Source organism: Arthrobacter sp. StoSoilB19 (assembly GCF_019977275.1).
Classification (GTDB): Bacteria; Actinomycetota; Actinomycetes; order Actinomycetales; family Micrococcaceae; genus Arthrobacter.
The window spans coordinates 203,387-226,922 of sequence record NZ_AP024650.1; the positions used below are offsets into that span (position 1 = coordinate 203,387).

The 23,536-nt window shown below is 67.2% G+C and carries 23 protein-coding genes; 18 read left to right on the forward strand and 5 right to left on the reverse strand.

The window, feature by feature from the left end:
* Positions 1-97: 97 nt before the first annotated feature.
* Positions 98-586: an inorganic diphosphatase gene (locus tag LDO86_RS00985; RefSeq protein ID WP_018770264.1), complete on the reverse strand. Its 489-nt coding sequence runs from the start codon at positions 584-586 to the stop codon at positions 98-100.
* A 155-nt stretch (positions 587-741) separates the two neighbouring features.
* Here LDO86_RS00985 and dacB point away from each other — a divergent pair, with 155 nt between their 5' ends.
* The 14 genes from dacB (at position 742) to LDO86_RS01055 (ending at position 14,696) form a co-directional block, all read left to right on the forward strand.
* Positions 742-2,262, forward strand: coding sequence for a D-alanyl-D-alanine carboxypeptidase/D-alanyl-D-alanine-endopeptidase (gene dacB, locus LDO86_RS00990; protein ID WP_224084208.1), 1,521 nt, complete (start codon positions 742-744; stop codon positions 2,260-2,262).
* Between the two features lie 163 nt (positions 2,263-2,425).
* A complete protein-coding gene (locus tag LDO86_RS00995; protein WP_224084497.1) occupies positions 2,426-3,556 on the forward strand; it encodes a zinc-dependent metalloprotease in 1,131 nt (376 codons plus the stop codon).
* A 111-nt stretch (positions 3,557-3,667) separates the two neighbouring features.
* Complete coding sequence (tilS, locus tag LDO86_RS01000; RefSeq protein WP_224084498.1) at positions 3,668-4,741, forward strand: tRNA lysidine(34) synthetase TilS; 1,074 nt, start codon at positions 3,668-3,670, stop codon at positions 4,739-4,741.
* Between the two features lie 30 nt (positions 4,742-4,771).
* Entirely contained in the window at positions 4,772-5,323 is a 552-nt protein-coding gene (gene hpt, locus LDO86_RS01005; protein ID WP_018770260.1) for a hypoxanthine phosphoribosyltransferase, read from the forward strand.
* A 220-nt stretch (positions 5,324-5,543) separates the two neighbouring features.
* On the forward strand, positions 5,544-7,607 hold the full coding sequence (gene ftsH, locus LDO86_RS01010) for an ATP-dependent zinc metalloprotease FtsH (protein WP_018770259.1): 2,064 nt from the start codon (positions 5,544-5,546) through the stop codon (positions 7,605-7,607).
* A gap of 9 nt (positions 7,608-7,616) precedes the next feature.
* Entirely contained in the window at positions 7,617-8,261 is a 645-nt protein-coding gene (gene folE / locus LDO86_RS01015; RefSeq protein ID WP_018770258.1) for a GTP cyclohydrolase I FolE, read from the forward strand.
* A gap of 9 nt (positions 8,262-8,270) precedes the next feature.
* The gene (gene folP, locus LDO86_RS01020) at positions 8,271-9,209 is read left to right on the forward strand and encodes a dihydropteroate synthase (protein ID WP_224084209.1); all 939 of its coding nucleotides are present in this window, start codon (positions 8,271-8,273) and stop codon (positions 9,207-9,209) included.
* Positions 9,210-9,222: 13 nt separating this feature from the next.
* The gene (folB, locus tag LDO86_RS01025; protein WP_224084210.1) at positions 9,223-9,615 is read left to right on the forward strand and encodes a dihydroneopterin aldolase; all 393 of its coding nucleotides are present in this window, start codon (positions 9,223-9,225) and stop codon (positions 9,613-9,615) included.
* The gene (gene folK / locus LDO86_RS01030; protein WP_144600989.1) at positions 9,612-10,157 is read left to right on the forward strand and encodes a 2-amino-4-hydroxy-6-hydroxymethyldihydropteridine diphosphokinase; all 546 of its coding nucleotides are present in this window, start codon (positions 9,612-9,614) and stop codon (positions 10,155-10,157) included. The genes folB and folK overlap by 4 nt, the downstream gene beginning before the upstream one ends.
* Entirely contained in the window at positions 10,154-10,702 is a 549-nt protein-coding gene (locus LDO86_RS01035; protein ID WP_134165310.1) for a DUF3180 domain-containing protein, read from the forward strand. The genes folK and LDO86_RS01035 overlap by 4 nt, the downstream gene beginning before the upstream one ends.
* On the forward strand, positions 10,683-11,195 hold the full coding sequence (locus LDO86_RS01040; protein ID WP_018770253.1) for a PH domain-containing protein: 513 nt from the start codon (positions 10,683-10,685) through the stop codon (positions 11,193-11,195). The genes LDO86_RS01035 and LDO86_RS01040 overlap by 20 nt, the downstream gene beginning before the upstream one ends.
* A 14-nt stretch (positions 11,196-11,209) precedes the next feature.
* Positions 11,210-12,880, forward strand: coding sequence for a PH domain-containing protein (locus tag LDO86_RS01045; RefSeq protein ID WP_224084499.1), 1,671 nt, complete (start codon positions 11,210-11,212; stop codon positions 12,878-12,880).
* Complete coding sequence (locus tag LDO86_RS01050; RefSeq protein WP_018770251.1) at positions 12,873-13,766, forward strand: DUF2520 domain-containing protein; 894 nt, start codon at positions 12,873-12,875, stop codon at positions 13,764-13,766. The genes LDO86_RS01045 and LDO86_RS01050 overlap by 8 nt, the downstream gene beginning before the upstream one ends.
* On the forward strand, positions 13,767-14,696 hold the full coding sequence (locus tag LDO86_RS01055; RefSeq protein ID WP_018770250.1) for a pantoate--beta-alanine ligase: 930 nt from the start codon (positions 13,767-13,769) through the stop codon (positions 14,694-14,696).
* A 56-nt stretch (positions 14,697-14,752) separates the two neighbouring features.
* Here LDO86_RS01055 and LDO86_RS01060 read toward each other — a convergent pair whose 3' ends face one another.
* Entirely contained in the window at positions 14,753-15,019 is a 267-nt protein-coding gene (locus LDO86_RS01060) for a hypothetical protein (RefSeq protein ID WP_018770249.1), read from the reverse strand.
* A 185-nt stretch (positions 15,020-15,204) separates the two neighbouring features.
* Here LDO86_RS01060 and LDO86_RS01065 point away from each other — a divergent pair, with 185 nt between their 5' ends.
* A complete protein-coding gene (locus tag LDO86_RS01065) occupies positions 15,205-15,798 on the forward strand; it encodes a TetR/AcrR family transcriptional regulator (protein WP_026265928.1) in 594 nt (197 codons plus the stop codon).
* 70 nt (positions 15,799-15,868) lie between these two features.
* Here LDO86_RS01065 and LDO86_RS01070 read toward each other — a convergent pair whose 3' ends face one another.
* Positions 15,869-17,644, reverse strand: coding sequence for a DUF222 domain-containing protein (locus LDO86_RS01070; protein WP_346655921.1), 1,776 nt, complete (start codon positions 17,642-17,644; stop codon positions 15,869-15,871).
* A 354-nt stretch (positions 17,645-17,998) separates the two neighbouring features.
* On the opposite strand from LDO86_RS01070, the gene LDO86_RS01075 reads away from it, so the two are divergent.
* Both LDO86_RS01075 and LDO86_RS01080 read left to right on the forward strand, forming a co-directional pair.
* Positions 17,999-18,565: a type 1 glutamine amidotransferase domain-containing protein gene (locus tag LDO86_RS01075; protein WP_018770973.1), complete on the forward strand. Its 567-nt coding sequence runs from the start codon at positions 17,999-18,001 to the stop codon at positions 18,563-18,565.
* A 121-nt stretch (positions 18,566-18,686) separates the two neighbouring features.
* Complete coding sequence (locus tag LDO86_RS01080) at positions 18,687-20,189, forward strand: MDR family MFS transporter (RefSeq protein WP_026266019.1); 1,503 nt, start codon at positions 18,687-18,689, stop codon at positions 20,187-20,189.
* 11 nt (positions 20,190-20,200) lie between these two features.
* On the opposite strand, the gene LDO86_RS01085 is transcribed toward LDO86_RS01080, so the two are convergent.
* Both LDO86_RS01085 and LDO86_RS01090 read right to left on the reverse strand, forming a co-directional pair.
* On the reverse strand, positions 20,201-21,037 hold the full coding sequence (locus LDO86_RS01085; protein WP_018770971.1) for an alpha/beta hydrolase: 837 nt from the start codon (positions 21,035-21,037) through the stop codon (positions 20,201-20,203).
* Positions 21,038-21,095: 58 nt separating this feature from the next.
* Positions 21,096-21,767 (reverse strand): helix-turn-helix domain-containing protein, encoded by a 672-nt coding sequence (locus LDO86_RS01090; protein WP_018770970.1) that lies wholly within the window; start codon positions 21,765-21,767, stop codon positions 21,096-21,098.
* Positions 21,768-21,996: 229 nt separating this feature from the next.
* Here LDO86_RS01090 and LDO86_RS01095 point away from each other — a divergent pair, with 229 nt between their 5' ends.
* Complete coding sequence (locus LDO86_RS01095) at positions 21,997-23,499, forward strand: amino acid permease (RefSeq protein ID WP_224084211.1); 1,503 nt, start codon at positions 21,997-21,999, stop codon at positions 23,497-23,499.
* Positions 23,500-23,536: the final 37 nt, after the last annotated feature.

Genomic DNA, 23,536 nt, shown 5'->3' on the forward strand with positions numbered 1-23,536 from the left:
ATCCCCCTTGCATGAAGCGGGGACTTGTCCGGCAGACGGGGATTCAGGGCCTGGCCGCCCTAAGGCGGTGGCCGGTGGAACCAGTGCGCCGGTGGAACTAGTGCGACGCGGGCACGTAACGCTTGATGGAGGCTTCCAGCTCGGCTTCGGCCGCGGCGCGGTCGCCCCAGCCCTCGGCCTTGACCCACTTGCCGGGCTCCAGGTCCTTGTAGCGGGTGAAGAAGTGCTCGATCTCCTTGATCAGGAATTCGTTGACGTCGCTGACTTCCTGGATGTGGTCAAAGCGGGCATCCACGGGGACGCAGAGGATCTTGGCGTCCCCGCCGCCGTCGTCCGTCATGTTGAAGACACCGATGGGGCGGGACTCGACGATGACGCCGGGGTGCAGGTCGAAGTCCTGCAGGAGCACCAGCGCGTCCAGCGGGTCGCCGTCCTCGCCGAGGGTGTTTTCGAAGTACCCGTAGTGCGTGGGGTACTGCATTGAGGTGAAGAGGACGCGGTCCAGGCGGACACGGCCGGTCTCGTGGTCAACTTCGTACTTGACGCGCGATCCCTTGGGGATCTCGATGGTCACGTCGTGCTTCATGGAATGCTCCTCGGCAATTGCAGGGGGTGCGCGGCACACTTGACGGGCCCACAAAAAAGAGTGTCGGTGCCGCCGACTACTATTGAGGATATAGCGAGAGGCCCTGGAATCAGGAACTTGTGGGGAAATTTCAGGACTTGAGGACCAGCACCAGCATGACCAAAACAACCGGCCAGGAACCGTTGCGCGCGCACCGGTCCGGGCGCCCCGGCAGCCCTGGCCGGACCCCCGCGGTAGGGCCGCGCAAGCCCTGGCCGCTGGCCCTGGCGGCCTTGATCCTGCTTGTCCTCGCCCTCCCGGGAGCCCTGCTGGTGGCCCCCGGATTCCTGGGCCCAGGGTTCTTTGGTGCGGCTCCCCAGCCCGCCCCGGCGCCTCCAGCCTGGCAGCAGGCCCCCGCCACCCTGTCCGCCCCGCAGGCGCTCGCCCCGCTTCAGCAGTCCGCCCCAGTGCCCCTTCCGTCAGCGGTGGCAGCCCAGGTGGACCCGGCATTGAAGGCCGACGGCGGCGGTACCTTCACCGGCATGGTGCAGGACGCGCTCACGGGCCAGGTCCTCTTTGACCGGGGCGGCGCGGAAAGCCGGGTGCCGGCGTCGAACCTTAAACTGCTGACGGCGGTGGCCGCACTGCGCACCCTGGGGCCGGACCACCGCTTCGCCACCAAGGTGGTGCCGGGCCCCGCCGCCGGGCAGGTGGTGCTGGTGGGCGGCGGCGACGTCCTCCTGGCCGCCGGGGAGTCGAAGCCGGACCAGGTTATGGGCCACGCCGGCCTTGCCACCCTTGCCGCCCTTACGGTGCAGGCCCTGCAGGCCGCCGGAACCACGGGAGACATCAAGGTAGTGGTGGATGACTCCCTCTTCACCGGCGCGGCGTTGAATCCGGCCTGGCAGAGCGGCGACGTGGAGGCGGGCGAAATAGCGCCGCTGTACCCCCTGGCCCTCAACTCTGCACGCTTCGACCCCGCCGTCACCACCGGCCCCCGGCCCCAGGATTCCGCCATAACCGCCGCGGAGGAGTTCGCGGCCCGGCTCCGTGCGGCAGGTGCCGGGGCCGGCCTCACCGTGGCGGCCGGCGTCGAACGCTCACCCGGCGCGTCCCAAGCCGCCGCCCCAGCCCTGGCGGCCGTCCAATCGGCCACCGTGGCTGAGCAGGTGAACCTGATGCTGCAGGTATCTGACAATTACCTTGCCGAAACCATGGGCCGGATGGCCGCGTTGGCCACCGGCCGGCCCGGAAGCAATGACGGTGCCACGGCCGTGGTCGCGGCCGAACTCGCGGCAGCGGGCATCCCCTCTGACGCCGTGAAGCTGGTGGATGTGTGCGGGCTGGCCATGGGCAACCAGGTTGCGGCCCGCCAGTTCACTGACGTGGTGCGGGCCATCACCACCGGCGCCGACACCAGGCTGCGGGCCGCCCTGGACGGCTTTCCGGTTGGTGGCCTGTCAGGAACCCTGGACACCCGCTACGGGGATGCCACCACGTCCGGCGGTGCCGGCCTGGTTCGCGCCAAGACCGGGACACTGAACACCGTTCTGGCGCTGAGCGGATATGTGGTGGACTCCGACGGGCGGCTCCTGGTCTTCTCCTTCATCGGCAACGGCCTGACCCCGGGCGCGGCCGGCAACAAGGAAGCCCTGGACCGGGCCGCCACGGCGCTGGCAGGCTGCGGCTGCCGCTAGCACGGCTGCCATTGGTACTCCATGAGGGGGGATTCTTCCTGCACTTCCAACGTGCCGGCCTGGACTGGGACGGCGCTTCTGGCCTCCTGTGCCGGGGCTGTGCAAGTTCGCCGGTCAGCGAACTTAAGGACGATCCCCATCCTGCTGTGTTCTGATGGGAACCATGGAGTCCACTGCGCGCGAATCCGCATCGACGTTGTCCCCAACAGCCCAGTCCCTGATCAACTGGGACCTCGCTGCGTCTGCCGCAGCGCGGCTGGCTCCCGCCGGGCCGGAGCTCGATGAAAAGGCCATCGGGGAAGCGGTGGACAGCCTTCGACGGCTGGCGGACGCTTCCGTTCCGCACGTGCACGACATCACCGGCCTGGAGGCGGCGCGCGACCTTCGCGATTCCTCGGTGCTGGTGGTGGACCGAGCGTCCTGGGCCAAAGCCAACACGCAGAGTTTCGCGGTGATGCTCAAACCCGCAATGCAGAAGATGCTGGACAGCCGCCGCGGAAGCCTCAGCCCCGCTGCCGCCCAGGTCAGCGGCGCCATCACCGGCGGTCAGTTGGGCGCCGTGCTTGCCTTCCTGTCCAGCAAGGTCCTGGGCCAGTACGATCCCTTCGCGGCGCTGGCAGAAAACTCCACGGCTCCCGCGGCCGGCCGGCTCCTGCTGGTGGCCCCCAACATCGTGTCGGTGGAACGGGAACTCAACGTCACGCCCGAGGACTTCCGGCTCTGGGTCTGCCTGCACGAGCAAACCCACCGTGTCCAGTTTGCGGCCGCCCCCTGGCTGCGGCACCACATGCTGGAACAAATCGACGAACTCAGCGGCCACCTGCTGGGCAACGTCGACACCCTGATGGAGCGCGCCACCGCTGCTGCCCGCTCCCTGAAGGACCGCTCCGCCACCGGAAACACTCCCGGCCGCGGCGCAATCCTGGACCTGCTGCAGGATCCGGAGGAAAAGGCCGCCATCTCGCACCTCACCGCCGTCATGAGCCTCCTCGAAGGGCACGCCAACGTGGTGATGGACGCCGTCGACGCCAGCATCGTCCCGTCCGTGAAGACCATCCGGCAGCGGTTCAACGACCGCGGCAAGGACCGGGGCGTGATCGAGAAGTTCATCCGCAGCCTCCTGGGCCTGGACGCCAAGATGCGCCAGTACTCCGACGGCGCCCGCTTCGTCCGGGCCGTGGTGGACGTGGCCGGAATGGACGGCTTCAACAAAGTCTGGGAGTCCGTGGACCACCTGCCTACCGAGCCCGAAATCCACGACGCCAAGCTGTGGCTTGAGCGGATGGGTCACTGATTGACGGACACACCTGTACCCGGGACTGAGTGGCCTGCCGGCACCGCCGGGCCACGCAGCGGACGGCGCCGGCCCGGAAGGCTCGCGCCCGTCGTCGGGACTGCGCGCAGGATGCTGCAAAACGCGCTCGCCGATGCCGGATATCCCGGCCACGTCGTCGTGGCGTGCAGCGGAGGCCCCGATTCCCTGGCGCTGGCCGCCGTCGCTGCGTATTTTGCCCGGCGCGGGCATGTGGACGGACGCCCGCTGACCGTGGGAGCCGTGGTGGTGGACCACCAGCTGCAGGAGGGGTCCGGCGACATTGCCGCGCGCACCGCCAAGACCCTGGAGGAGCTGGGCCTTTCACCGGTTGAGATCCGCACGGTCACGGTGGCTGGTGCCGGTATGGGCCCAGAGGCCGCCGCACGCGAAGCCCGGCACGCCGCGCTCGAAGCCGCCGCGGCGGGACAGGGCGCCGGCGCCATCCTGCTGGGCCACACGCTCGACGACCAGGCGGAGCAGGTACTGCTGGGCCTGGCCCGGGGCTCCGGCTCCCGCTCGCTCGCGGGCATGCGGCCGTCCCGGGCAGGCGCCGGAAACAGTGTCCTGCTGCGCCCGTTCCTCGGCCTGCGCAGGGCGGACACCGAGGAGATCTGCGCGGTGGAGGACCTGGATCCCTGGCACGATCCCACCAACGCCGATCCCGCCTTTGCACGCTCCCGGACCCGCGTGGAGGTCCTTCCGCACCTCGAGGAGAACCTGGGCCCCGGGGTTGCCGAATCCCTGGCCCGGACCGCCGCCATCCTGCAGCTTGACGCCGACTACCTGGAGGCTGTGGCGGAAAGCACCTTCGCCTCCCTGGTGGAGCGGGACGGCGGCGCACTGGCGCTGCCCGAGGAGGCGTTGCGTGCCCTGGCCCCGGCCATCAGGTTCCGCGTGATCGCCAAGGCAGCGGCCGACGTCGGCGGCCAGCAGCCCAGCTACCAGCGCCTTTTGGCGGCGGAAGCGCTGCTGCGGCGCCAGGGTTCGGCGGGTCCGGTGGAGCTTCCCGGCGGCGTCAGCGTGTACCGGCTGTCGCTGGCACAGCTGGAGGGATCAAAGGACGCCGGCGTGCCGGGTGCCCAGGGCGGCCCCGGTTCTGTTCCCCGCGAACGGGCGCGCTGTGGGAAGCTAGTATTCCGGTCCCAAAAACCGCCCGCAAAATAGTCGCACCCCGCATCTAAACAGGAGCCATTGGTGGATTCAAACGACGTCCAGGCAGATCTCAAGCACGTTCTCTACACCAAGGAGCAGATCCAGCAGCGGATCACCGAGCTCGCTGCGCAGATCGACAAGGACTACGAAGGGCGCGAGATCCTCCTGGTGGGCGTGCTCAAGGGCGCCGTCATGGTCATGGCTGACCTTGCCCGCGCACTCCACAGCCACATCTCCATGGACTGGATGGCAGTGTCCTCCTACGGTTCGGGCACCCAGTCCTCCGGCGTGGTACGCATCCTGAAGGATCTGGACACCGACCTGATGGGCAAGGACGTGCTGATCGTCGAGGACATCATCGACTCCGGCCTCACCCTGTCCTGGCTCAAGACCAATCTGGAGTCCCGCGGCACCGCGTCCGTGGAGATCTGCACGGCGTTCCGCAAACCCACAGCCGCCAAGGTGGAAATCGACGTCAAGTACGTCGGTTATGACATCCCCAACGAGTTCGTGGTGGGTTACGGCCTGGACTACGCCGAAAAGTACCGCAACCTTGACTTCGTGGGCACCCTGGCCCCGCACGTCTACGAGTAAGCGGCGCCGCACACTCCGCCGCCGTACTCCGGTAAAACCGCGCCATGTGGGCAACTCCTGGGCTGTCCCGGCACTGCTACGCCCACAGGGAACTTTTGCTTTTCGCTATGCGTGATGTACTCCGGACGGTGTATAGCTAGAAGCTGACGCAGCACCATCACGCGCGCAGACTACTCGCCGTGAAGCACTACCGGAAGGGACGGGGCCAGCCCCCGAACAGATGAAAGCTAAGAACTTCTTCAAAGGCCCGGGCATCTGGATCGTCGTTGTGGTCGGTCTGCTCCTGGTGGCCTTTGCAACGCTCGCCCCCGGCGGTGCCGCCCGCATCGATACGGACAAGGGCCTGGAACTGCTCTCCGGCAACAAGGTGGAGCAGGCCAAGATCTTCGACGGCGAGAACCGCGTTGACCTCACGCTGAAGGACAACCTGCAGGTGGACGGGCAGGACAAAGGCAAGAGCGTCCAGTTCTTCTTCGTTGACGCCCGCGCACAGGACGTGGTGAAGGCTGTCACCGACGCCAAGCCGGCCCAGGGCTTCACCGACCAGCCGATTGAAAGCAACTGGTTCTCCGGCCTGCTCTCCCTCCTGATCCCCGTCATCCTGCTGGGTGCCCTCTTCTGGTTCCTGATGACCCGGATGCAGGGCGGCGGCTCCAAGATCATGCAGTTCGGCAAGTCCAAGGCCAAGATGGTCAGCAAGGACATGCCGCAGGTGACCTTCGCCGACGTCGCAGGCGCGGACGAGGCCGTCGAGGAACTGCAGGAGATCAAGGAATTCCTGCAGGAGCCTGCCAAGTTCCAGGCCGTTGGCGCCAAGATCCCCAAGGGCGTGCTGCTGTACGGCCCGCCCGGCACCGGCAAGACGCTGCTGGCCCGCGCAGTGGCCGGTGAGGCCGGCGTCCCCTTCTTCTCCATCTCGGGCTCGGACTTCGTGGAAATGTTCGTCGGCGTCGGCGCATCCCGCGTCCGCGACCTCTTTGAACAGGCCAAGGCCAACTCGCCCGCCATCATCTTCGTGGACGAGATCGACGCCGTTGGCCGCCACCGCGGTGCAGGCATCGGCGGCGGCAACGACGAACGCGAGCAGACCCTCAACCAGTTGCTGGTGGAGATGGACGGCTTCGACGTCAAAACCAACGTGATCCTCATCGCCGCCACCAACCGGCCCGACGTCCTGGACCCGGCACTGCTGCGCCCCGGCCGTTTCGACCGCCAGGTTTCGGTGGAGGCGCCGGACCTCATTGGCCGCGACCAGATCCTGCAGGTGCACGCCAAGGGCAAACCGATGGCGCCCGGCGTCGACCTGAAGGGTGTGGCGAAGAAGACGCCCGGCTACACCGGCGCAGACCTCGCCAACGTCCTCAACGAGGCCGCACTGCTCACCGCGCGCTCCAACGCCAACCTGATTGACGACCGCGCCCTGGACGAGGCCATTGACCGAGTCATGGCCGGCCCGCAGAAGCGCAGCCGCGTCATGAAGGAACACGAGCGCAAGATCACCGCCTACCACGAAGGCGGCCACGCCCTGGTGGCGGCAGCCCTGCGGAACTCGGCTCCGGTTACCAAGATCACCATCCTTCCGCGCGGCCGGGCCCTGGGCTACACCATGGTGGTCCCCGAAAACGACAAATACTCCATCACCCGCAACGAACTCCTCGACCAGATGGCCTACGCCATGGGCGGGCGCGTTGCCGAGGAGATCGTGTTCCACGACCCCTCCACCGGCGCCTCCAACGACATCGAGAAGGCCACCGGCACCGCCCGCAAGATGGTCACCGAGTACGGCATGAGCGAACGCGTCGGCGCTGTCCGCCTGGGCCAGGGCGGCGGCGAACCCTTCCTGGGCCGCGACGCCGGCCACGAGCGCAACTACTCGGACCAGATCGCCTACGTGGTGGACGAGGAAGTGCGCCGGCTGATCGAGCAGGCCCACGACGAGGCTTACGAGATCCTTACCGAGAACCGCGACATCCTGGACATCCTGGCCCTTGAGCTGCTGGAGCGCGAAACCCTCAACCAGTCCGAGATTGCCGACATCTTCCGCGACGTGCGCAAGCGCGACTTCCGCGAAGTGTGGCTGTCCAAGGAAACCCGTCCTGTCCAGATGGCAGGCCCCGTGGAGTCCCGCCAGGAAAGGGCGGAACGCGAGGCGCAGGAAGAGGCAAAGAAGGCCCGGCTGGACGAGCCTTTGGACGCCCAGCCGCCGCACTCGCAGGGCGTTCCGGAGGACGCTCCGTTTCACGGAGGCACCTCCGACTCGGGGCCTGACACCCTTCGCGGCTAAGCTTTCCCTGTGACTTCTTTCGACGACGACGACGTTCCCGCCTCCGCCGTACACCTGGCGGAGGACGGATCCCACCATTCGAAACGCGAAAAGGTGGACCGGCCGAGGATCGAGGCGGCCGTCCGCGAGATCCTCCTTGCCATTGGCGAGGACCCGGACCGCGGCGGCCTGCGCGACACCCCGAAGCGGGTTGCGAAGGCGTACGCCGAGGTCTTCGCGGGACTGCACCACGATCCTGCTGACGTGCTGTCCACCACCTTCGACCTGGACCATGAGGAACTGGTCCTGGTCAAGGACATCCCGTTCTACTCCACCTGCGAGCACCACCTGGTGCCGTTCCACGGGGTGGCCCACGTGGGGTACATTCCGTCCCACGACGGCAAGGTCACCGGGCTGAGCAAGCTGGCCCGCCTGGTGGACATCTACGCCCGCCGCCCGCAGGTGCAGGAGCGCCTCACCACTGAAATCGTCGAAGCGATGGTCCGCTACCTCAAGCCCCGTGGCGCCATCGTGGTCGTTGAATGCGAACACATGTGCATGTCGATGCGCGGTATCCGCAAGCCCGGAGCGAAGACCGTCACCAGTGCGGTCCGCGGGCAGCTTCATGACCCGGCCACCCGTGCCGAAGCCATGAGCCTCATCCTCGGAAGGTAACTACAGACCATGGATTCACTCGCTGCAGCCCCTGGAACGGGGCCCGCAACCTCCCCGCTGCCCATCCTGCGCAAGCCCCGCCCGGCCGCGCGCTTCGAAGGCCTGCCCACCGACCGCACCCTGGTCATGGGAATCCTCAACGTCACCCCCGATTCCTTCAGCGACGGCGGGAAGCACGCCACGGCGGACACCGCCATCGCCGCTGGCCTGCGGATGTTTTACGCGGGTGCGGACATCATCGACGTCGGCGGCGAATCCACCCGGCCCGGCGCTGACGACGTCAGCCCGGAAGAAGAACAGCGCCGCGTCCTGCCGGTGATCGAGGCCCTGGTGAAGGCCGGCGCACTGGTCAGCATCGACACAACGCATGCCTCGACGGCGGCAGCGGCGGTAAAAGCCGGCGCAGCCATCATCAACGACATCTCCGGCCTGAGCATCGAGCCCGAAATGGCCGAGTTCGTGGCGGCCTCCAAGGTGCCGTACGTCCTCACCCACCGCCGTGGGGACGCCCGCACCATGAACTCCCTCGCCGAGTACACGGACGTTGCCGGTGAAGTGGTGGCCGAGCTGGCAGGAGTCCGCGACAAGCTCTACGCCGCCGGTGTCAGCCAGGAACAGATCATCATCGACCCCGGCCTGGGGTTCGCCAAGAATGACGCCCAGAACTGGGAGCTGCTGCAGAACCTGGACCAGCTGGACAGCCTGGGCCACAAGGTCCTGGTGGGCGCTTCCCGCAAGCGCTTCCTCGGCACCCTGCTGACGGTGGCCGGCAAGTCCGCCGCCCCGGAGGAACGGGACGGGGCCACAGCGGCGATCACAGCCATCAGCGCCTACCGCGGGGCTTGGGCCGTCCGTGTGCACGAGGTGGGGTCCAGCCTTGACGCCGTCAAGGTGGCTGCACGCATGGCCGCAGCATCCGCGGCACAAGCCGTACCCAAAAACCAATAGGGCCGGGGGACCCATGGACAGGATTACGCTGACCGGAGTGACCGCCGTCGGCCATCACGGTGTCTTTGATTTCGAACGCCGGGAGGGCCAGCCTTTCGTGGTGGACGCAGTGCTCCACCTGGACTTCACCGAAGCGGCAAAGTCCGACGATGTGCGGGACACCGCGCACTACGGCGAGGTGGCGCAGCGTATCACCGACTGGATCACCGGCGAACCACTCAACCTCATCGAGGCACTCGCAGTGCGGATCGCCGACAGCCTCCTGTCCGAATTCAAGCTCCAGGCCGTGGACATCACCGTGCACAAGCCACAGGCTCCCATCGCGGTTCCTTTCGGGGACGTGGCTGTCACCGTCCACCGGGCACTGGTCCCCGCTGGCCATGACGGCTCCGGGGTGCAGACGTGAACGGGACCTATACCAAGGCCGTGCTGGCCCTGGGCAGCAACCTCGGTGAACGGAACGAGACCTTGACCGAGGCTGTGGGGGACCTGGTGGATCCGCCGGAGGTCCGGCTCCTTGCCGTTTCACCCATAGTCCAGACCAAAGCCGTGGGCGGCCCGGCCGGGCAGCCGGACTTCCTGAACATGGTCATCACGGTGGAAACCAGCCTGAGCCCCCAGGAACTGCTGGAACACTGCCAGGCGGTGGAGAACAAGCACCACCGCGTCCGCGAGGTCCACTGGGGCCCGCGGACGCTCGACGTCGACATCATCACCTACGGCGACCACCGCAGCGATGATCCCGCGCTGACCCTGCCGCACCCGCGTGCCGCGTCGCGGGCTTTCGTCCTCTACCCCTGGTCGCTTATCGAACCAGCCGCCACGCTGGACGGCGAACGGATCAGCGCCCTGGCAGCCCGGGCAGAGGATTTCAAGGACCTGTCGCCGTTCGACGGGTTCGGCGACTTTGACGGCATGCCCACGGCGGGAGCGGTGGAGGAGCGATGAAGCCGATCAACCCGCTGCGCCTCCTGCTGATCTGCGTGATCCTCGCCGTGGCGGGCTGGTCAGCCACGGTAGTCACCAGCCGGTACAGCATGGCCACGCCTGTCCTGCCCGCCACAGCGCTGGCCACCATGGGCGTCATCGTTGCCATCACGCTGATTCTGGGTATCCGGGTGCTGCGGTGGCGCAACAGCCTCAAGCCCAACAGCACGGCCACGAAGACTCAGCTGGACCCCCTTCTGGCCGCGCGGACGCTGATTCTGGCACAGGCCTGCGCCTACGCTGGAACGGTGCTCCTGGGCTGGCACGTGGGCATCTTCCTGGACCAGCTGCGGATCTGGAGCCTGCGCAGCGACCAGGGCATCACCTGGCTGGCCCTGGCCATGGCCGGCGGCGGCCTGGTGATGATCGTGGTGGGGCTCCTCGTGGAGCGCTTCTGCAAGATCCCCCCGGAGGACGGCGACGCCAACAGCCTCGACGGGAAGAAGGGCCGCCCTGCCCGCGGGGAAGCCGCCGGGGAAGGCGAATATGCATACCGAGGCGATTGACCCGCCGGGTATCGCCTGGCAGCGGGTTTCACCGAAATACATCACAGTCCGCCTGGTGGAATGGGCTGTGGCCAACCTTGTCACCGTAGTGGTCCTGGCCGCTCCGCTGCTGTTTGTCCTCCTGGGCTGGTGGCGGTGGCCGCCGCTGTGGCTCGCCATCACTGTTCCGTCCGCCACGCTCCTGGCTGCCCTGTGGCGGCTGGTGCTCATTCCGCGGCAGGTCAGGGCCATCGGCTACGCCGAGCGCGACGAGGACCTGCTGATCCGGGGCGGGATCTTCTTCCAGCGCACCATGGCCGTCCCCTACGGCCGCATGCAGTACGTGGACATCGGCGTCGGACCCGTGGAACGCGCGCTGGGCCTGTGCACCGTGAAGCTGCACACCGCGTCACCCGGAACGAACGCACGCATCCCCGGCCTGCCGGCAGCGGAGGGCGCACGGCTCCGGGAACAGCTGGCCGCCCGCGGCGAAGCCAGGCTGGCAGGGCTGTGACCACTGACGGCCAGCTGCCCGGGCAGGCAGCGGTTCCGCCTGCTGCGGCCGGGCCGCAAACCAACGGAACGCCCGACGGCGAATGGCTGCGTGTACATCCCGCCTCGCCGTTCGTCCGCGGCTGGGTTGCCCTGGCAGCCATCACGTTCTTCTTCGGCCGGGACCTCTTCGAGCGGACACTGCAGGGCCAGCCCGTGTTCGAGGAGGGGTTCGCCAGGCGCGCCCCATGGCTGCTGGGCGGCGGGGCCGTGGTGCTGGCCGTGGCGGTGCTGGGATTCGTGCTTACCTGGTACTTCACCAAGTACCAGGTATCCGGTGGCTACGTCCGGGTCAACAGCGGGCTCATCTTCCGCCAGCACCGGCAGGCACGGCTGGACCGGGTGCAGGCCATTGACATCGTGCAGCCCCTGCTGGCCCGGATCTTCGGACTGGCCGAACTCAAATTCGAGGTGGCCGACGCCGGCGAATCAGCGGTGCGGCTGGCCTACCTGAAGATCGATGACGCCCGCCAGCTTCGTGCCACCATCCTGGCGCAGGCTTCCGGAGCAGTCTCCGGCGCCGGTTCCCATACCGGTGCCGGCGCCGGTTCCGCCCCGGATGGTTTTTCCGGGGATTCTGCGGGGCCGGGACGCTTTCCCCAACCCGCACCCGAGGCGCCGGAAATCACTGTCCTCGCCGTGCCGCCGTCGCGCCTTCTCGGATCGCTGATCCTCAGCGAGCAAAGCGTCTTCATTGTGGTGGGCGGCATTGCGTCGGTGGTTCTGTCGGCACTGACGGACAACCGCGCGTTCTACTTCTACCTGGTGCCGGCGGCCCTGGGCCTTGCCGCCGGCTACTGGAACTATTTCAACAAGGGATTCAACTTCACCGCAGCGGTTTCGCCCGACGGCATCCGGCTGCGGTACGGGCTGCTGGACACCCAGGCGCAGACGCTTCCGCCCGGCCGGATCCAGGCGGTGAAAATCGCCCAGCCTCCGCTGTGGCGGCCGTTCGGCTGGTATCGGATGCAGGTGAATGCGGCCGGCTACGGGGTTTCCGGCAACGCCGTCGAGGGCAACACCAGGACCATCCTCCTGCCCGTCGGCAAGCTTGCCGACGTCATGGCAATGCTGTCGCTGGTCCTGCCGGACCCCGGGACGGACCGGCCGGAGCTGGTGTTCACCGCCGGGCTTGCAGGCAGGGATTCCGACGGCGGATTCGTCACCACGCCGCGCCGGGCCCGGCTGCTGGCGCCCCTCGCGTGGCGCCGGAACGGGTTCACGTCAACGGACACTGCCCTCCTGATCCGTTCCGGGCGGTGGTGGCGTGAGCTGGTGCTGGTTCCCCATCAGCGGACCCAGTCTCTGGCCCTGCACCAGGGGCCCCTGGCCCGCCGGTTCCGGGTGGCGGACCTGGTCCTGCATACAACCGCCGGGCCGGTTGTGCCGCGCCTGAGGCAGGCCGGGCTGGACGAAGCCAGGCAACTCTTCGACGACCAGTCAGCACGCGCACGGCTGGCCCGGAAGCGGCAAACCACCGAACAATGGTTGCTGCAGGTTGTTCCGGCAGTTGCGCCCACGCTGCCGGGTGGCATGCAATTGGGCGTGCAATTGCCTGCCGGGCCGACCCCTGCCGCGCCGATGTCCCAGGCGGTGGCCGGCGAAACCCGCACCCACCACCAACAGGAAGGCCAGCAGCATGGCTAAGCCCGGACGCCTCGGCGTCGGAATCATCGGTGCCGGCAAGGTGGGAGCCGTGCTTGGCGCGGCTTTGCGCGCAGCCGAGCACGCCGTCGTCGGGGTGTCGGCGGTGTCCGACGCAAGCCGGGAACGGGCTGAAGCGCTGCTGCCCGGCGTGCCCATCCTGGAAGTGCAGGACATCGTTGAGCGCGCGGAACTGGTGTTGCTGGCAGTGCCGGATGACGCCCTCCCGGGCCTGGTGGAGGGCCTGGCGAAGCTTGGGGCATGGCAGCCCGGCCAGCTTGTGGCACACACTTCCGGTCGGTTCGGCGTCGGCGTGCTGCATCCCGTCCGCGCCGCCGGTGCCATTCCATTGGCGCTGCACCCGGCCATGACTTTCACCGGAATGAGCCTGGACCTCACCCGGCTGCTGGACTGCACCTTCGGGGTGACGGCCGATGCCGCCATGCTGCCCATCGCCCAGGCGCTGGTAGTGGAGATGGGGGCGGAACCGGTTGCAATCGCCGAGGCGGACCGGACGCTTTACCACGCTGCCCTGGCGCACGGCTCCAACCATTTGGTGACCCTGGTGGCGCAGGCGTCGCAGCTCCTGCGGGAGGTTGGCGTGGAGGCGCCCGAACGCATGCTTGGTCCGCTGCTGAGGGCCACGCTGGAAAACGCGCTGGCCTCAGGGGAGTCTGCGCTGACCGGCCCGGTGGCCCGCGGGGACGTGGGGACGGTCCGTGCCCATGCGGAGGCTTTGCGGGAGTTCGATGGCGGCGGGCACGGTGATGTGCTTGAGGCCTACCTTGCGATGGCGCGGGCCACTGCCCTCAGGGCAGAAGGACGTGGACTGCTGAAACCTGACCAGCTGAAGGGGCTGCACGAGGCCCTCGATCCAAAGGAGGACTGAATGTCCATTCAACTCGTCAAAACCGTTCACGAACTGCACGCGGAAAGCGCCAGGCTCCTTGGCGCCAGGCGCGGGACCTCGCAGGGCCTGGTGCCCACCATGGGCGCACTCCACGAAGGCCATGCCGCTCTGGCGCGCACCGCCGTCGAGCACAATGACGTTGTGGTGGCCAGCATCTTCGTCAACCCCCTGCAGTTCGGCGACGCTGTGGACCTGGACCGCTATCCCAGGACGCTGGACGCCGACCTTGCGCTGCTGGAGGAACAGGGTGTTGACCTGGTGTTCGCGCCGTCCGTGGAGGAGGTTTACCCCGGTGGGGAGCCGTTGGTCCGGATTACCTCCGGCCGCCTGGGGGAGAAGTGGGAGGGCGCTTCCCGGCCCGGACACTTCGACGGCGCCCTGACCGTTGTGGCAAAACTGCTGCACTACGGAATGCCGGCAGCGGGCCTTCCTTCCGGTTCCACTGACGGGGCTTCACAAGCAGGCGGCCTGCCGGCGTACCGGGCCTACTTTGGGCAGAAGGACGCACAACAGCTGGCCCTGGTCCGGCGGATGGCTGCCGACCTGAACTTTCCGGTCGAGATCGTCGGCGTGCCCACGGTCAGGGCGGAGGACGGCTTGGCGTTGTCCAGCCGCAACCGCTTCCTGTCCGACGCCGAGCGGGAGGCCGCGCTTGTTCTGTCCAGGGCCCTGCGGCTGCTGGAGGAGCGGGCAAACGCGCATGAGCCGCTGGACCTGGACTCCGCGCTGGCGCTTGTGAGGTCCCAGCCACTGGTGGAACTGGACTACTTCGAGGTAGTGGATCCGGGAACCCTTGAACCGTTGGCCGAGAACTGCCGCGAGACTCCCTTCCGGGGTGAGGCCCTGGCGCTCATCGCCGCCAAGGTTGGCCCGGTGCGGCTGATCGACAATATGCCGCTCAGTTCCTGACTTCTTGTTTCACTGGCCTCCAGCCGGGCTGAAGCGCCGGGAACGAGGATGGCGGGTTAAGGGGCAAGCCCGTCCTCGCTGGCCATCAGCTGTTCCAGGAGTGCTTTTTCCGGACGGCCGGGATTGCGTGCAACGAACTGTCGAAGCCGTGCCCTGGAGAGTTCTTCGGCCGGATCCGTGCTGGAAAGCTGTTCGTCGATAATCTCCTGCGCCTGCCAGCGCAGGGATTCGATGGCGAACTGGCGGATCTCCACAGGAGTATCACTGGGGATCCACGGCTCGGGAGCCGACGGCACGCCTTGGACCGACCGCTCTACGGTCATAGTGGCCTCCTTGCATCAAGCTGCAGTGGCCGGGGAACCACCGCGACGTTCGAATGCACTGCACGTAGGACAAACACTACAACGGGGAAGACAAGTCTGTCTCATGACAGAATTACCCCATGGACGTGACGAATCCGGAGCCCGAAAATTCATCGTCCCCAGCATCGTCAGGGCCGGAATCGCCAGTGCCACCCCCAGCGGCGCCGGCTTCACCGAGCGGCCAGTCGAGCCCGGAGGAACGGATCCTGTCCGTGGCGTACGAGCTCTTCTCGCGCCGGGGGATCCGGGCTGTGGGCGTCAACGAGCTCATCGAGCGTTCGGGTGTAGCGAAGGCGACTTTCTACCGGCATTTCCCATCCAAGGATTCGCTGGTCCTGGCTTTCCTGGAGCGGCGGGATAAGCAGTGGACGGAGGACAGCATCATTTCCAAGGCCCGCAGCAAGGGAAGCACTCCCGTGGAGCAACTATTGGCGATCTTCGACGTCCTGGGCGACTGGTTCCAGCAGGACGATTTCGAAGGCAGTGCCTTTATCAATGTCCTGCTGGAGATGGGGCCCTCCCACCCTCTGGGCCAGGCGAGCATCGACTACCTGGCGAAGGTCCGCGGGCACGTCCGGGGGCTGGCGGAGGAAGCCGGTTTGGCCCGACCGGAGGAATTTTCGCGTTCCTGGCACATCCTGATGAAGGGCTCCATAACTTCAGCCACCGAGGGTGACCTCCAGGCCGCCCAGCGCGCCCAACAGATGGCGCGCTGGCTCATCGAGCACCACCGGGCATAGCGCCCGATGCCAGATAGGCGTCCGAGGCGAGGCATAAGGTACGACGCGATGCATTGCTCCGGCGCCACAGTTAATACTGCCCGGCGCCAACGCGGTCCGGAAAGGGCGCGAATGGCGTGGTGTAGAAGTCTGCCCAGAGGGGGTCTTCCGGTGACAGGTCGTTGAGGTCTATGAAGGTGTCGTCGTCTGGTTCCCACTGTGGGTGCTCCGGGCCGGGATCTCCACCCTGGTTTGCAGCAGCGGGCATGGGCCATTGTGGCCAGTGGGTTGGTTCGGGGTCTTGGTGTTCGGGGTTGTAGTGGCGGCCTGTGGGTGAGGTCCAGCCGGGTGGTCCGTGTTCCGTCGCGGGATCCGGGTTCCAGGTGCGGGCGTGCTTCAAACGGTGATGTTTGGGGCAAAGCTGCGCCAGGTTCCGGACGGCTGTTCTGCCGCCGTGTTCCCAGGCGTTGAGGTGGTCGGTGTGGTTGTCGGGGGTGTGGTTGCTGCAGCCGGGGAAGGTGCATTTTCCGTCCCGCATGCGGATCCATTGTTTGATGGTTTCGGGTAGCCGGTAGCGGGTGCGTCCGATCTCCAGGGGTGCCCCGTCGCGGGGGTCGACCAGGACCCGGTAAAACGACTCCGCCCCGTCCGCGACAAGCCTCCGCGCCATCGACGCCGGGATCGGGCCCATGCCGTTCAGCGCCGCCGGCTCATCGGTCAGCCCGAGCAGCGCGAACACCGGCACGGTGACCAGGACATCGGCCCGCGGGGTGGGAACCTTGCCAACATCACCAGTGCTCCCTGTGCCGGAAACGCTGCCTGCGGCCGCCGTATCACCTGTAGCCCGTGCAGCCCCACCCGGAGCAGCCTCACCCGTGGCCGTGGTGGTTCCGGTGCCGAGGAGGAGTGCTGCTGCGATGTCGGGGCGGAGTTGGGTGAGGGTGCGGGGCTCGTTAGGGCCTTGGAGGCCGCGGGCGGTGGCGGTGGTGCGGTTCCAGATGGCGCAGGCGGTGTCGCCGGGGAGGTAGAGCGAGAGCCAGGCCATGCCGTCGCGGTCCGGGGTGTATTCCATCCGCCGGTCCGCGACGCCTTTGGCGTGGCGTTTTTCGAGGGTTTCGGGGTGGTGGCGTTCCCGCCAGGCGCGGACCTTCGCGCGGAACCGGGCGGGGACGAGTTCACCGGGCGCGGCGCCGCGGGCGGGGTTGGGGGCGTCGGGGTCGAAGAAGTGCGCCACCAAGGCAGCAGCCCCGTCAGGGGTGAGCCCCTCGGTTTCATCGGCGACAATCCTGGCATGCTGCCACGACAGGTCACCGGCTGACAGGGCGCCCAGGAGCGGCGGCAGGGAACACACCCGGCGGGACTGTTCCACCAACCCGCCTGCGGCCGCGGAACTGACGGTCAGGACACCGGCGATCTCCTCCACCGTTGACATCTCCGAAAACATGCGCTCATCCACGGGGGCGTCGGGGGCAAGCAGTGCCTGCTGGATTTCGACCGCTTCTGCCGCGTCCAGGGCTTTCACCGCGGCGAGCTGAGCCTCGACCCGGGAGACTGCCTCCAGCCGTTCCAGCCGGAGCTCGTACCGCCGCTGCAGCACATCCACGTCAGCGCCAACACCGGACCCGGCGGCAAGGAAATGATCCTCACGGTCCAGCGCACCGAGGGCAGCAACAGAGGCAGAAACACCCTCCAAAACCACCCCAACACCCGTGCCGATTCCCATGGAAACATCATCCAGCGAGGCACTGACAATCAGACCTGCCGACCAGCCCTGCCCCCAGGCTCCTGCCCGTACCCCAACGTCAGCCGCAGCCAAGGTGCCGCGAGCGTGCCAGCCCCGTGCCGCCGTCGTACGCCTTGTCGACACGCACATTCCTTTTCGCACCCCAAATATGCCGCGCGAAAGGGAAGATGCGCAGCGCCAAAAGATATCCGCAGCGAAAAGGGCGCCGAGGCACAATCCGCAGGACTCGCAGCTCCCTTTGCCGTGCGCAGAAGGAACCCGAAAGGCCCGCAGACAACCCGTCAGCGTGCAGCCCCGTGCCGCCGTCGTCCTTGCCGGCCCGCAGCCGCCGTACCGAACAAAGCACGTACCCCGGAAAGTAAATAGTCAGCTTGCTTATGACTTTCAACTTTCCTAGGCTGGAAAGCGTCAGGCAAACAACTCTCGAAGCGGGACCTGTGCGCCAAAAGCGTGCAACCGCAAGCATGAGGAGGATCAATGTCAGAGCACAGCATCGCAGGCAAGAAGGTGGCATTCCTGCTCACTGACGGCGTGGAGCAGGTGGAGCTCACCAGCCCCTGGCAGGCAGTGAAGGATGCCGGCGGCGAGCCCACCCTGGTGGCACCCAAGAGCGGCAAGCTGCAGGGCTACAACGGCACCGAGAAGGGCGACACCTTCGACGTCGACCTCACCGTGGCAGAGGCGAATGCCACGGACTTTGACGCCCTGGTGCTTCCCGGGGGCGTCGTCAACGCGGACCACCTGCGGGTGGACAAGGATGCCCAGAGCTTCACGCGCAGCTTCTTTGAACAGCACAAGCCCGTGGCATCCATCTGCCACGGACCCTGGCTGCTGATCGACGCGGGAGTCATCAGGGGCCGGAACGTCACGTCCTACTTCACGCTTGAAACCGACCTGAAGAACGCCGGCGCCAACTGGACGGACCAGGAAGTGGTGGTGGACCAGGGCCTGGTGACCAGCCGGAACCCGGACGACCTCCCGGCGTTCAACAACAAGCTGGTGGAAGAGATCTCCGAAGGCCAGCACGCGGGCCAGACCGCCTGACCCCCAATGTTCCCTCAGGGTTGAAAAACCCGTATGGAGGAATTACTCCAGCGGGTAGAGTGTTTGCATCTGCAGCGGCGCCGGCCGTGCATCACTTCCAAAAACCCCTGAGGGAACACCCATGTCTACCGAAGTCTCTCCGAACGCCAGCGGCAAGCCCGTTCAGGGCGAAGGAATACGCGCTGAAACCCGCGAAGGAACCCAGTCCGCAGCGCCGGAGAAGATGTCCCGTGAATCGGTAACCATCATCAGCACGCTGCTGGTGGCGACATTCGTGGTGATCCTCAACGAGACCATCATGAACGTCGCCCTGCAGCGTCTCATGGTGGACCTTCGCGTGGACGCTCCCACGGTCCAGTGGCTATCCACGGGGTTCATGCTAACCATGGCGGTGGTGATCCCCACTACCGGCTTCATCCTCCAGAGCCTGTCCACGCGCGCCGTCTTCATGCTGGCCATGGGCCTGTTCGCGGGTGGAACGGCGCTTGCGGCGGTGGCTCCCGGGTTCGAGGTCCTGCTCCTGGCGCGCATTGTCCAGGCCGGCGGCACCGCCATCATGCTGCCGCTGCTGATGACCACCATCCTCACCCTGGTCCCGCTGGCCAAGCGCGGCGCCGTCATGGGCAACGTGAGCATTGCCATCTCTGTGGCACCCGCAATGGGTCCCACAGTGTCCGGCCTGATCCTGGAGCATTTCACCTGGCGCTTCATGTTCGTCTTCGTGCTGCCGGTTGCCCTGGCGGCGCTGGCCATCGGCGCCAAATACCTCACCAACGTGGGGAAGCCTGAAAAGGCCAGGCTGGATGTGCTGTCCGTCATCCTCACCGTCCCGGCCTTTGGCGGCCTGGTCTACGGGCTCAGCCAGATCGGCGGCGGCCATGGCGGCCAGGCCGGCCCCAGTGCCGGCGCCATCGCAGCCCTGGTCATCGGCGTGGCCGCCCTGACGGTTTTCGTCCTCCGCCAGGTGCGCCTACAGAAAGCAGCCGCGCCGCTGCTGGACCTGCGCGCCTTCAAGTTCCGGATGTTCACCGTCTCCGTCCTGCTGATGGTGGTGGCCATGATGGCCCTGTTCGGCGGCGTCATCCTGCTGCCGCTCTACCTCCAGCAGGTCCGGGGCTTGGGGTCGCTGGAAACCGGCCTGGCATTGCTCCCCGGCGGCCTGGCCATGGGCCTGCTGGGCCCGGTCATCGGCCGGGCGTTCGACAAGGTGGGTCCGCTGCCGCTCACCATTACCGGATCCGTCCTGATGGTGGTGACCCTCTGGCAGTTTTCAATGCTCGACGCCGGAACAGCGGTGTGGTGGATCGTCACCTTGCACGTTGGGCTGAGTTTCGGCCTCGCGCTGCTGTTTACCCCCGCCTTCACCACCGGGCTCAACCCGCTCCCGCCGCACCTTTACTCGCACGGCTCCGCGATCATGAGCACCACCCAGCAGGTGGCCGGTGCCGCTGGAACGGCGCTGCTGGTGTCAATCTTCGCGGTTGTGAGTGCGACGTCGGGACTCGTCGCCGGGATGAGCGCCGCCTTCCTGACGGCAACCGTCATAGCCCTTGCCGCCGTCGTGCTTTCAGCGATGATGCGCAAGACCGAAGGCGCCGGCGAGGGCCACGGCGCAGGACATTAGCCCAGGCCGCGCTAGCCGGCGAAGAAGTCGCTCAGTTCCTTGATCAGCCTGTCCGGGGCCTTGATGGCGCCGTCGTGGCCCAGCCCGGGCAGGATGGTGTAGCTGGAGCCGGAAAGCACGTCGTGGATCTGGCCGCAGGCGATGCCGAAGTAGGCGGGGCTCTTTTCGCCCACCACGATCAGCGTCTCCAGGGGGAGCGCCTGGAACGGTTCGGCCGGCATGTCGGCGGCAATGATGGCTTTGATCTCGCGGACTCCGGTGCGCATCAGCTCGCGCTGCTGCTTGCCCTCGGTGGTGCCGGCGGTCAGTTTGTTGGCCAGGGTCAGCATGGACAGCGGCATGCGCGATGAGAAGGAGCCGCCGGCTTCCAGCCCGCGCTGGATCACGGCGAGGGCGCGGTCATGGTCTCCTGCGGCGATGGCACGCTCGTACTCCACGATCCAGTCGGCCGTGACGCTGCCGTTCACCGAGACCGCGGGATCGTAGACGGCCAGCCGTTCCACCGGAAGGGTCCGGGCCGCGTGCAGTGCGACGGCGCCGCCGAAGCTGTGCCCAAAGACGTCCGTGCTGGAGGTGTGCTTCATCACCGTGTCCAGGTCCCGGATGTCCACGTCCAGCGTGTAGTCCTCGGGCTGCGGTGACGAGGATCCGCGGCCGCGCCGGTTGAAGGTGTGCACGGGACGGCCCAGGGAGGCGCTCAGTTTCTGGGCGAACTTGGTGTAATCCGCGGCGGTCACCATGGAAGGCGGCACGACCACCACGCCCGAACCGGCAGAAGCAAGCTCAGCGCCGGTGGAGAAGAGCTCCACAGTGCCGCCGTCGGGGGTCCTGATGTTCTCTCGCGTCATGTTCCGAGCCTAGCCGAGCAAGCCGGGCGGGGCATCCCGGCCACCGGCGGCCCGGAGGTCAGGCAAGGCGGTCGATGATGGCCTGGCTCGCGGCGCGGATGGCCGGCAGCCGGTCCCCGAGCCCGCACAGGATCAGCCCGGCGTCGGCGGCCTGCAGTGCCGATTCGGCGTTGGCCGCGCCGTCCGCGCGGAGGTAGATCAGGGATTCGACCAGGCGGAAGGTGAAGTCGCCGCCGTCGGGTCCGTGCGGGGAGGCTGACAACCCGGCGCCCAGTTCCCCGTAGAGCCGCCTGAGTTCCTGGCGGTTGTTGAGGAACCGGGCAAAGCGGGTGCTCCGGACCTCGGGCAGGTGGTACAGCACGCCAAGGTTCCACCGGGCGCTGCACAGCTGGGTGCCGTCATAAAGCGCGACGGCGTGCAGCCGGCTTCCAGCCGGACTTTCGGTTCCAGGTGCGTCGGCAGGAAGCGCGGCCACCGAGCGTGCGAACGTCAGCCCACCGGACACCGTCCCCTCGAGGAGGTCCTCGAGGATGTCGTCCTTGGTTTTGAAGTGGTGGTACAGGGACGACTGCCGGATGCCCACCGCGTCCGCGATGGACCGGGTGGAGGTGCTGGCAAAGCCCTGGGTGGTGAAAAGCTCCGCCGCGGCGTCCAGGATTTCATCGCGGGCGGTGGCACCTGGCCGCGAGGGCTGCTGGTGGCGGGGGCGTCCCGGTCCGGCTGAAGTCACGGCCCCATTCTTGCATTGCCAGGCGCGGCGGAAATGACGCCCGGACGTTGTGAGGGGACGGAAATCTGCCGGAAACAGGATGTCTATCCGCCTTTTACAGAGGCGAAACTGTTTGGGGACATCCCGCTGGAAAACTATCAAGTGACCGGTAATCCGCAGCCTTCGGCCGAGCGCTGCAGTGCCGGGAGGCTTCGCCCCCAAGATCCCTTTCCAGCCCCGGAGATTCCCGATGACATCAACCGTTCTCCCTACCGTCCACCAGGACGATGCAGACCTGACGTCCCTTGGCTACCAGCCCACCCTCCACCGGAAGCTCGGCCGCTACGCTTCGTTTGCCGCAGGCTTCTCCTTCGTTTCCATCCTCACCACCATCTTCCAGCTCTTCGCGTTCGGCTACTCCTTCGCCGGGCCGGCCTTCTTCTGGACCTGGCCCGTAGTGCTGGTGGGCCAGCTGCTCGTGGCCCTGAACTTCGCCGAACTTGCGGCCCGCTACCCCTTGTCCGGTGCCGTCTACCAGTGGGCGCGGCGCGTGGGCGGGGAAGGCGTAGGCTGGTTCGCCGGCTGGTTCATGGCGATCGCACAGGTGGTCACCGCAGCTGCTGCCGCAATCGCCCTGCAGGTGGTCCTGCCCCAGCTCTGGGACGGTTTCCAGGTGGTGGGCGGCGACTCCGCGCTCAACACGGTGACCGGCGCTTCCAACGCCGTGGTCCTCGGCGCCGTCCTCCTGGTCGCCACCACCATCATCAACTCCCTGGGCGTGAAGCTGATGGCCCACGTCAACTCCGTGGGTGTCACCTGCGAGATCGTGGGCGTCGCTGCCGTCATCCTGGCCCTCGTCAGTGCCGCCCAGCGCGGACCCAACGTGGTTGCGGACACCACCGTGCTGCAGGGATCGGACCTGGGCGCCGTGGGAGCCTTCCTGGTCTCGGGGCTGATGGCCGCCTACGTCATGGTGGGCTTCAACTCCGCCGGTGAACTGTCCGAGGAAACCAAGGACCCGCGCCGCACCGCACCCCGGACCATCCTTTCCGCCCTCCTCATCTCCGGCATCGGCGGCGCGCTGATGATCATCACCGCCCTCATGGCAGCGCCCAGCCTCGACGACGGCCGCCTCGCCACCGAAGGCCTGCCCTACGTCCTCACCGCGGTCCTGGGCACCTTCTGGGGCAAGGTCCTGCTGGTGGATGTCGCCATCGCCATCTTCGTCTGCACCCTGGCGATCCAGACCGCCGGTTCCCGCCTGGTCTTCTCCATGGCCCGCGACGGCAAGCTCCCGGCGTCGGCCCTGCTCTCCTCCGTGCACCCCACCCGCGGCACCCCCATGTGGCCCTCCATCGTGATCGGCGCCCTTGCAGTCGCCGTGCTGGCCATCAACGTCGGCAACGCCGCCCTGTTCACCACCCTGTGCAGCGTCTGCATCGTGATGGTCTACCTCGCCTACCTCCTGGTCACCGTCCCGCAGCTGGTCAACCGCCTCCGCGGCGACTGGAACCGGGTGGGACAGACCATGCCGGCAGGCCTCTTCTCCCTGGGCCGCTGGGGCCTTCCAGTCAACATCCTCGCCGTCCTCTACGGCGGCGTCATGGTGGTCAACCTGGCATGGCCCCGGCCCGAGGTGTACGACCCCACAGGCGAGAACGGCATCCTTCTCTGGTCAGCGCCGCTGATGGTCACCGCGGTGCTGCTCCTGGGCATCTGGGTCCGGAGCACGAACCTGGCCGCCAAGGCCTGACCCGCGGCCCCGCACCCAAAAACCACGCTTCCGCAAG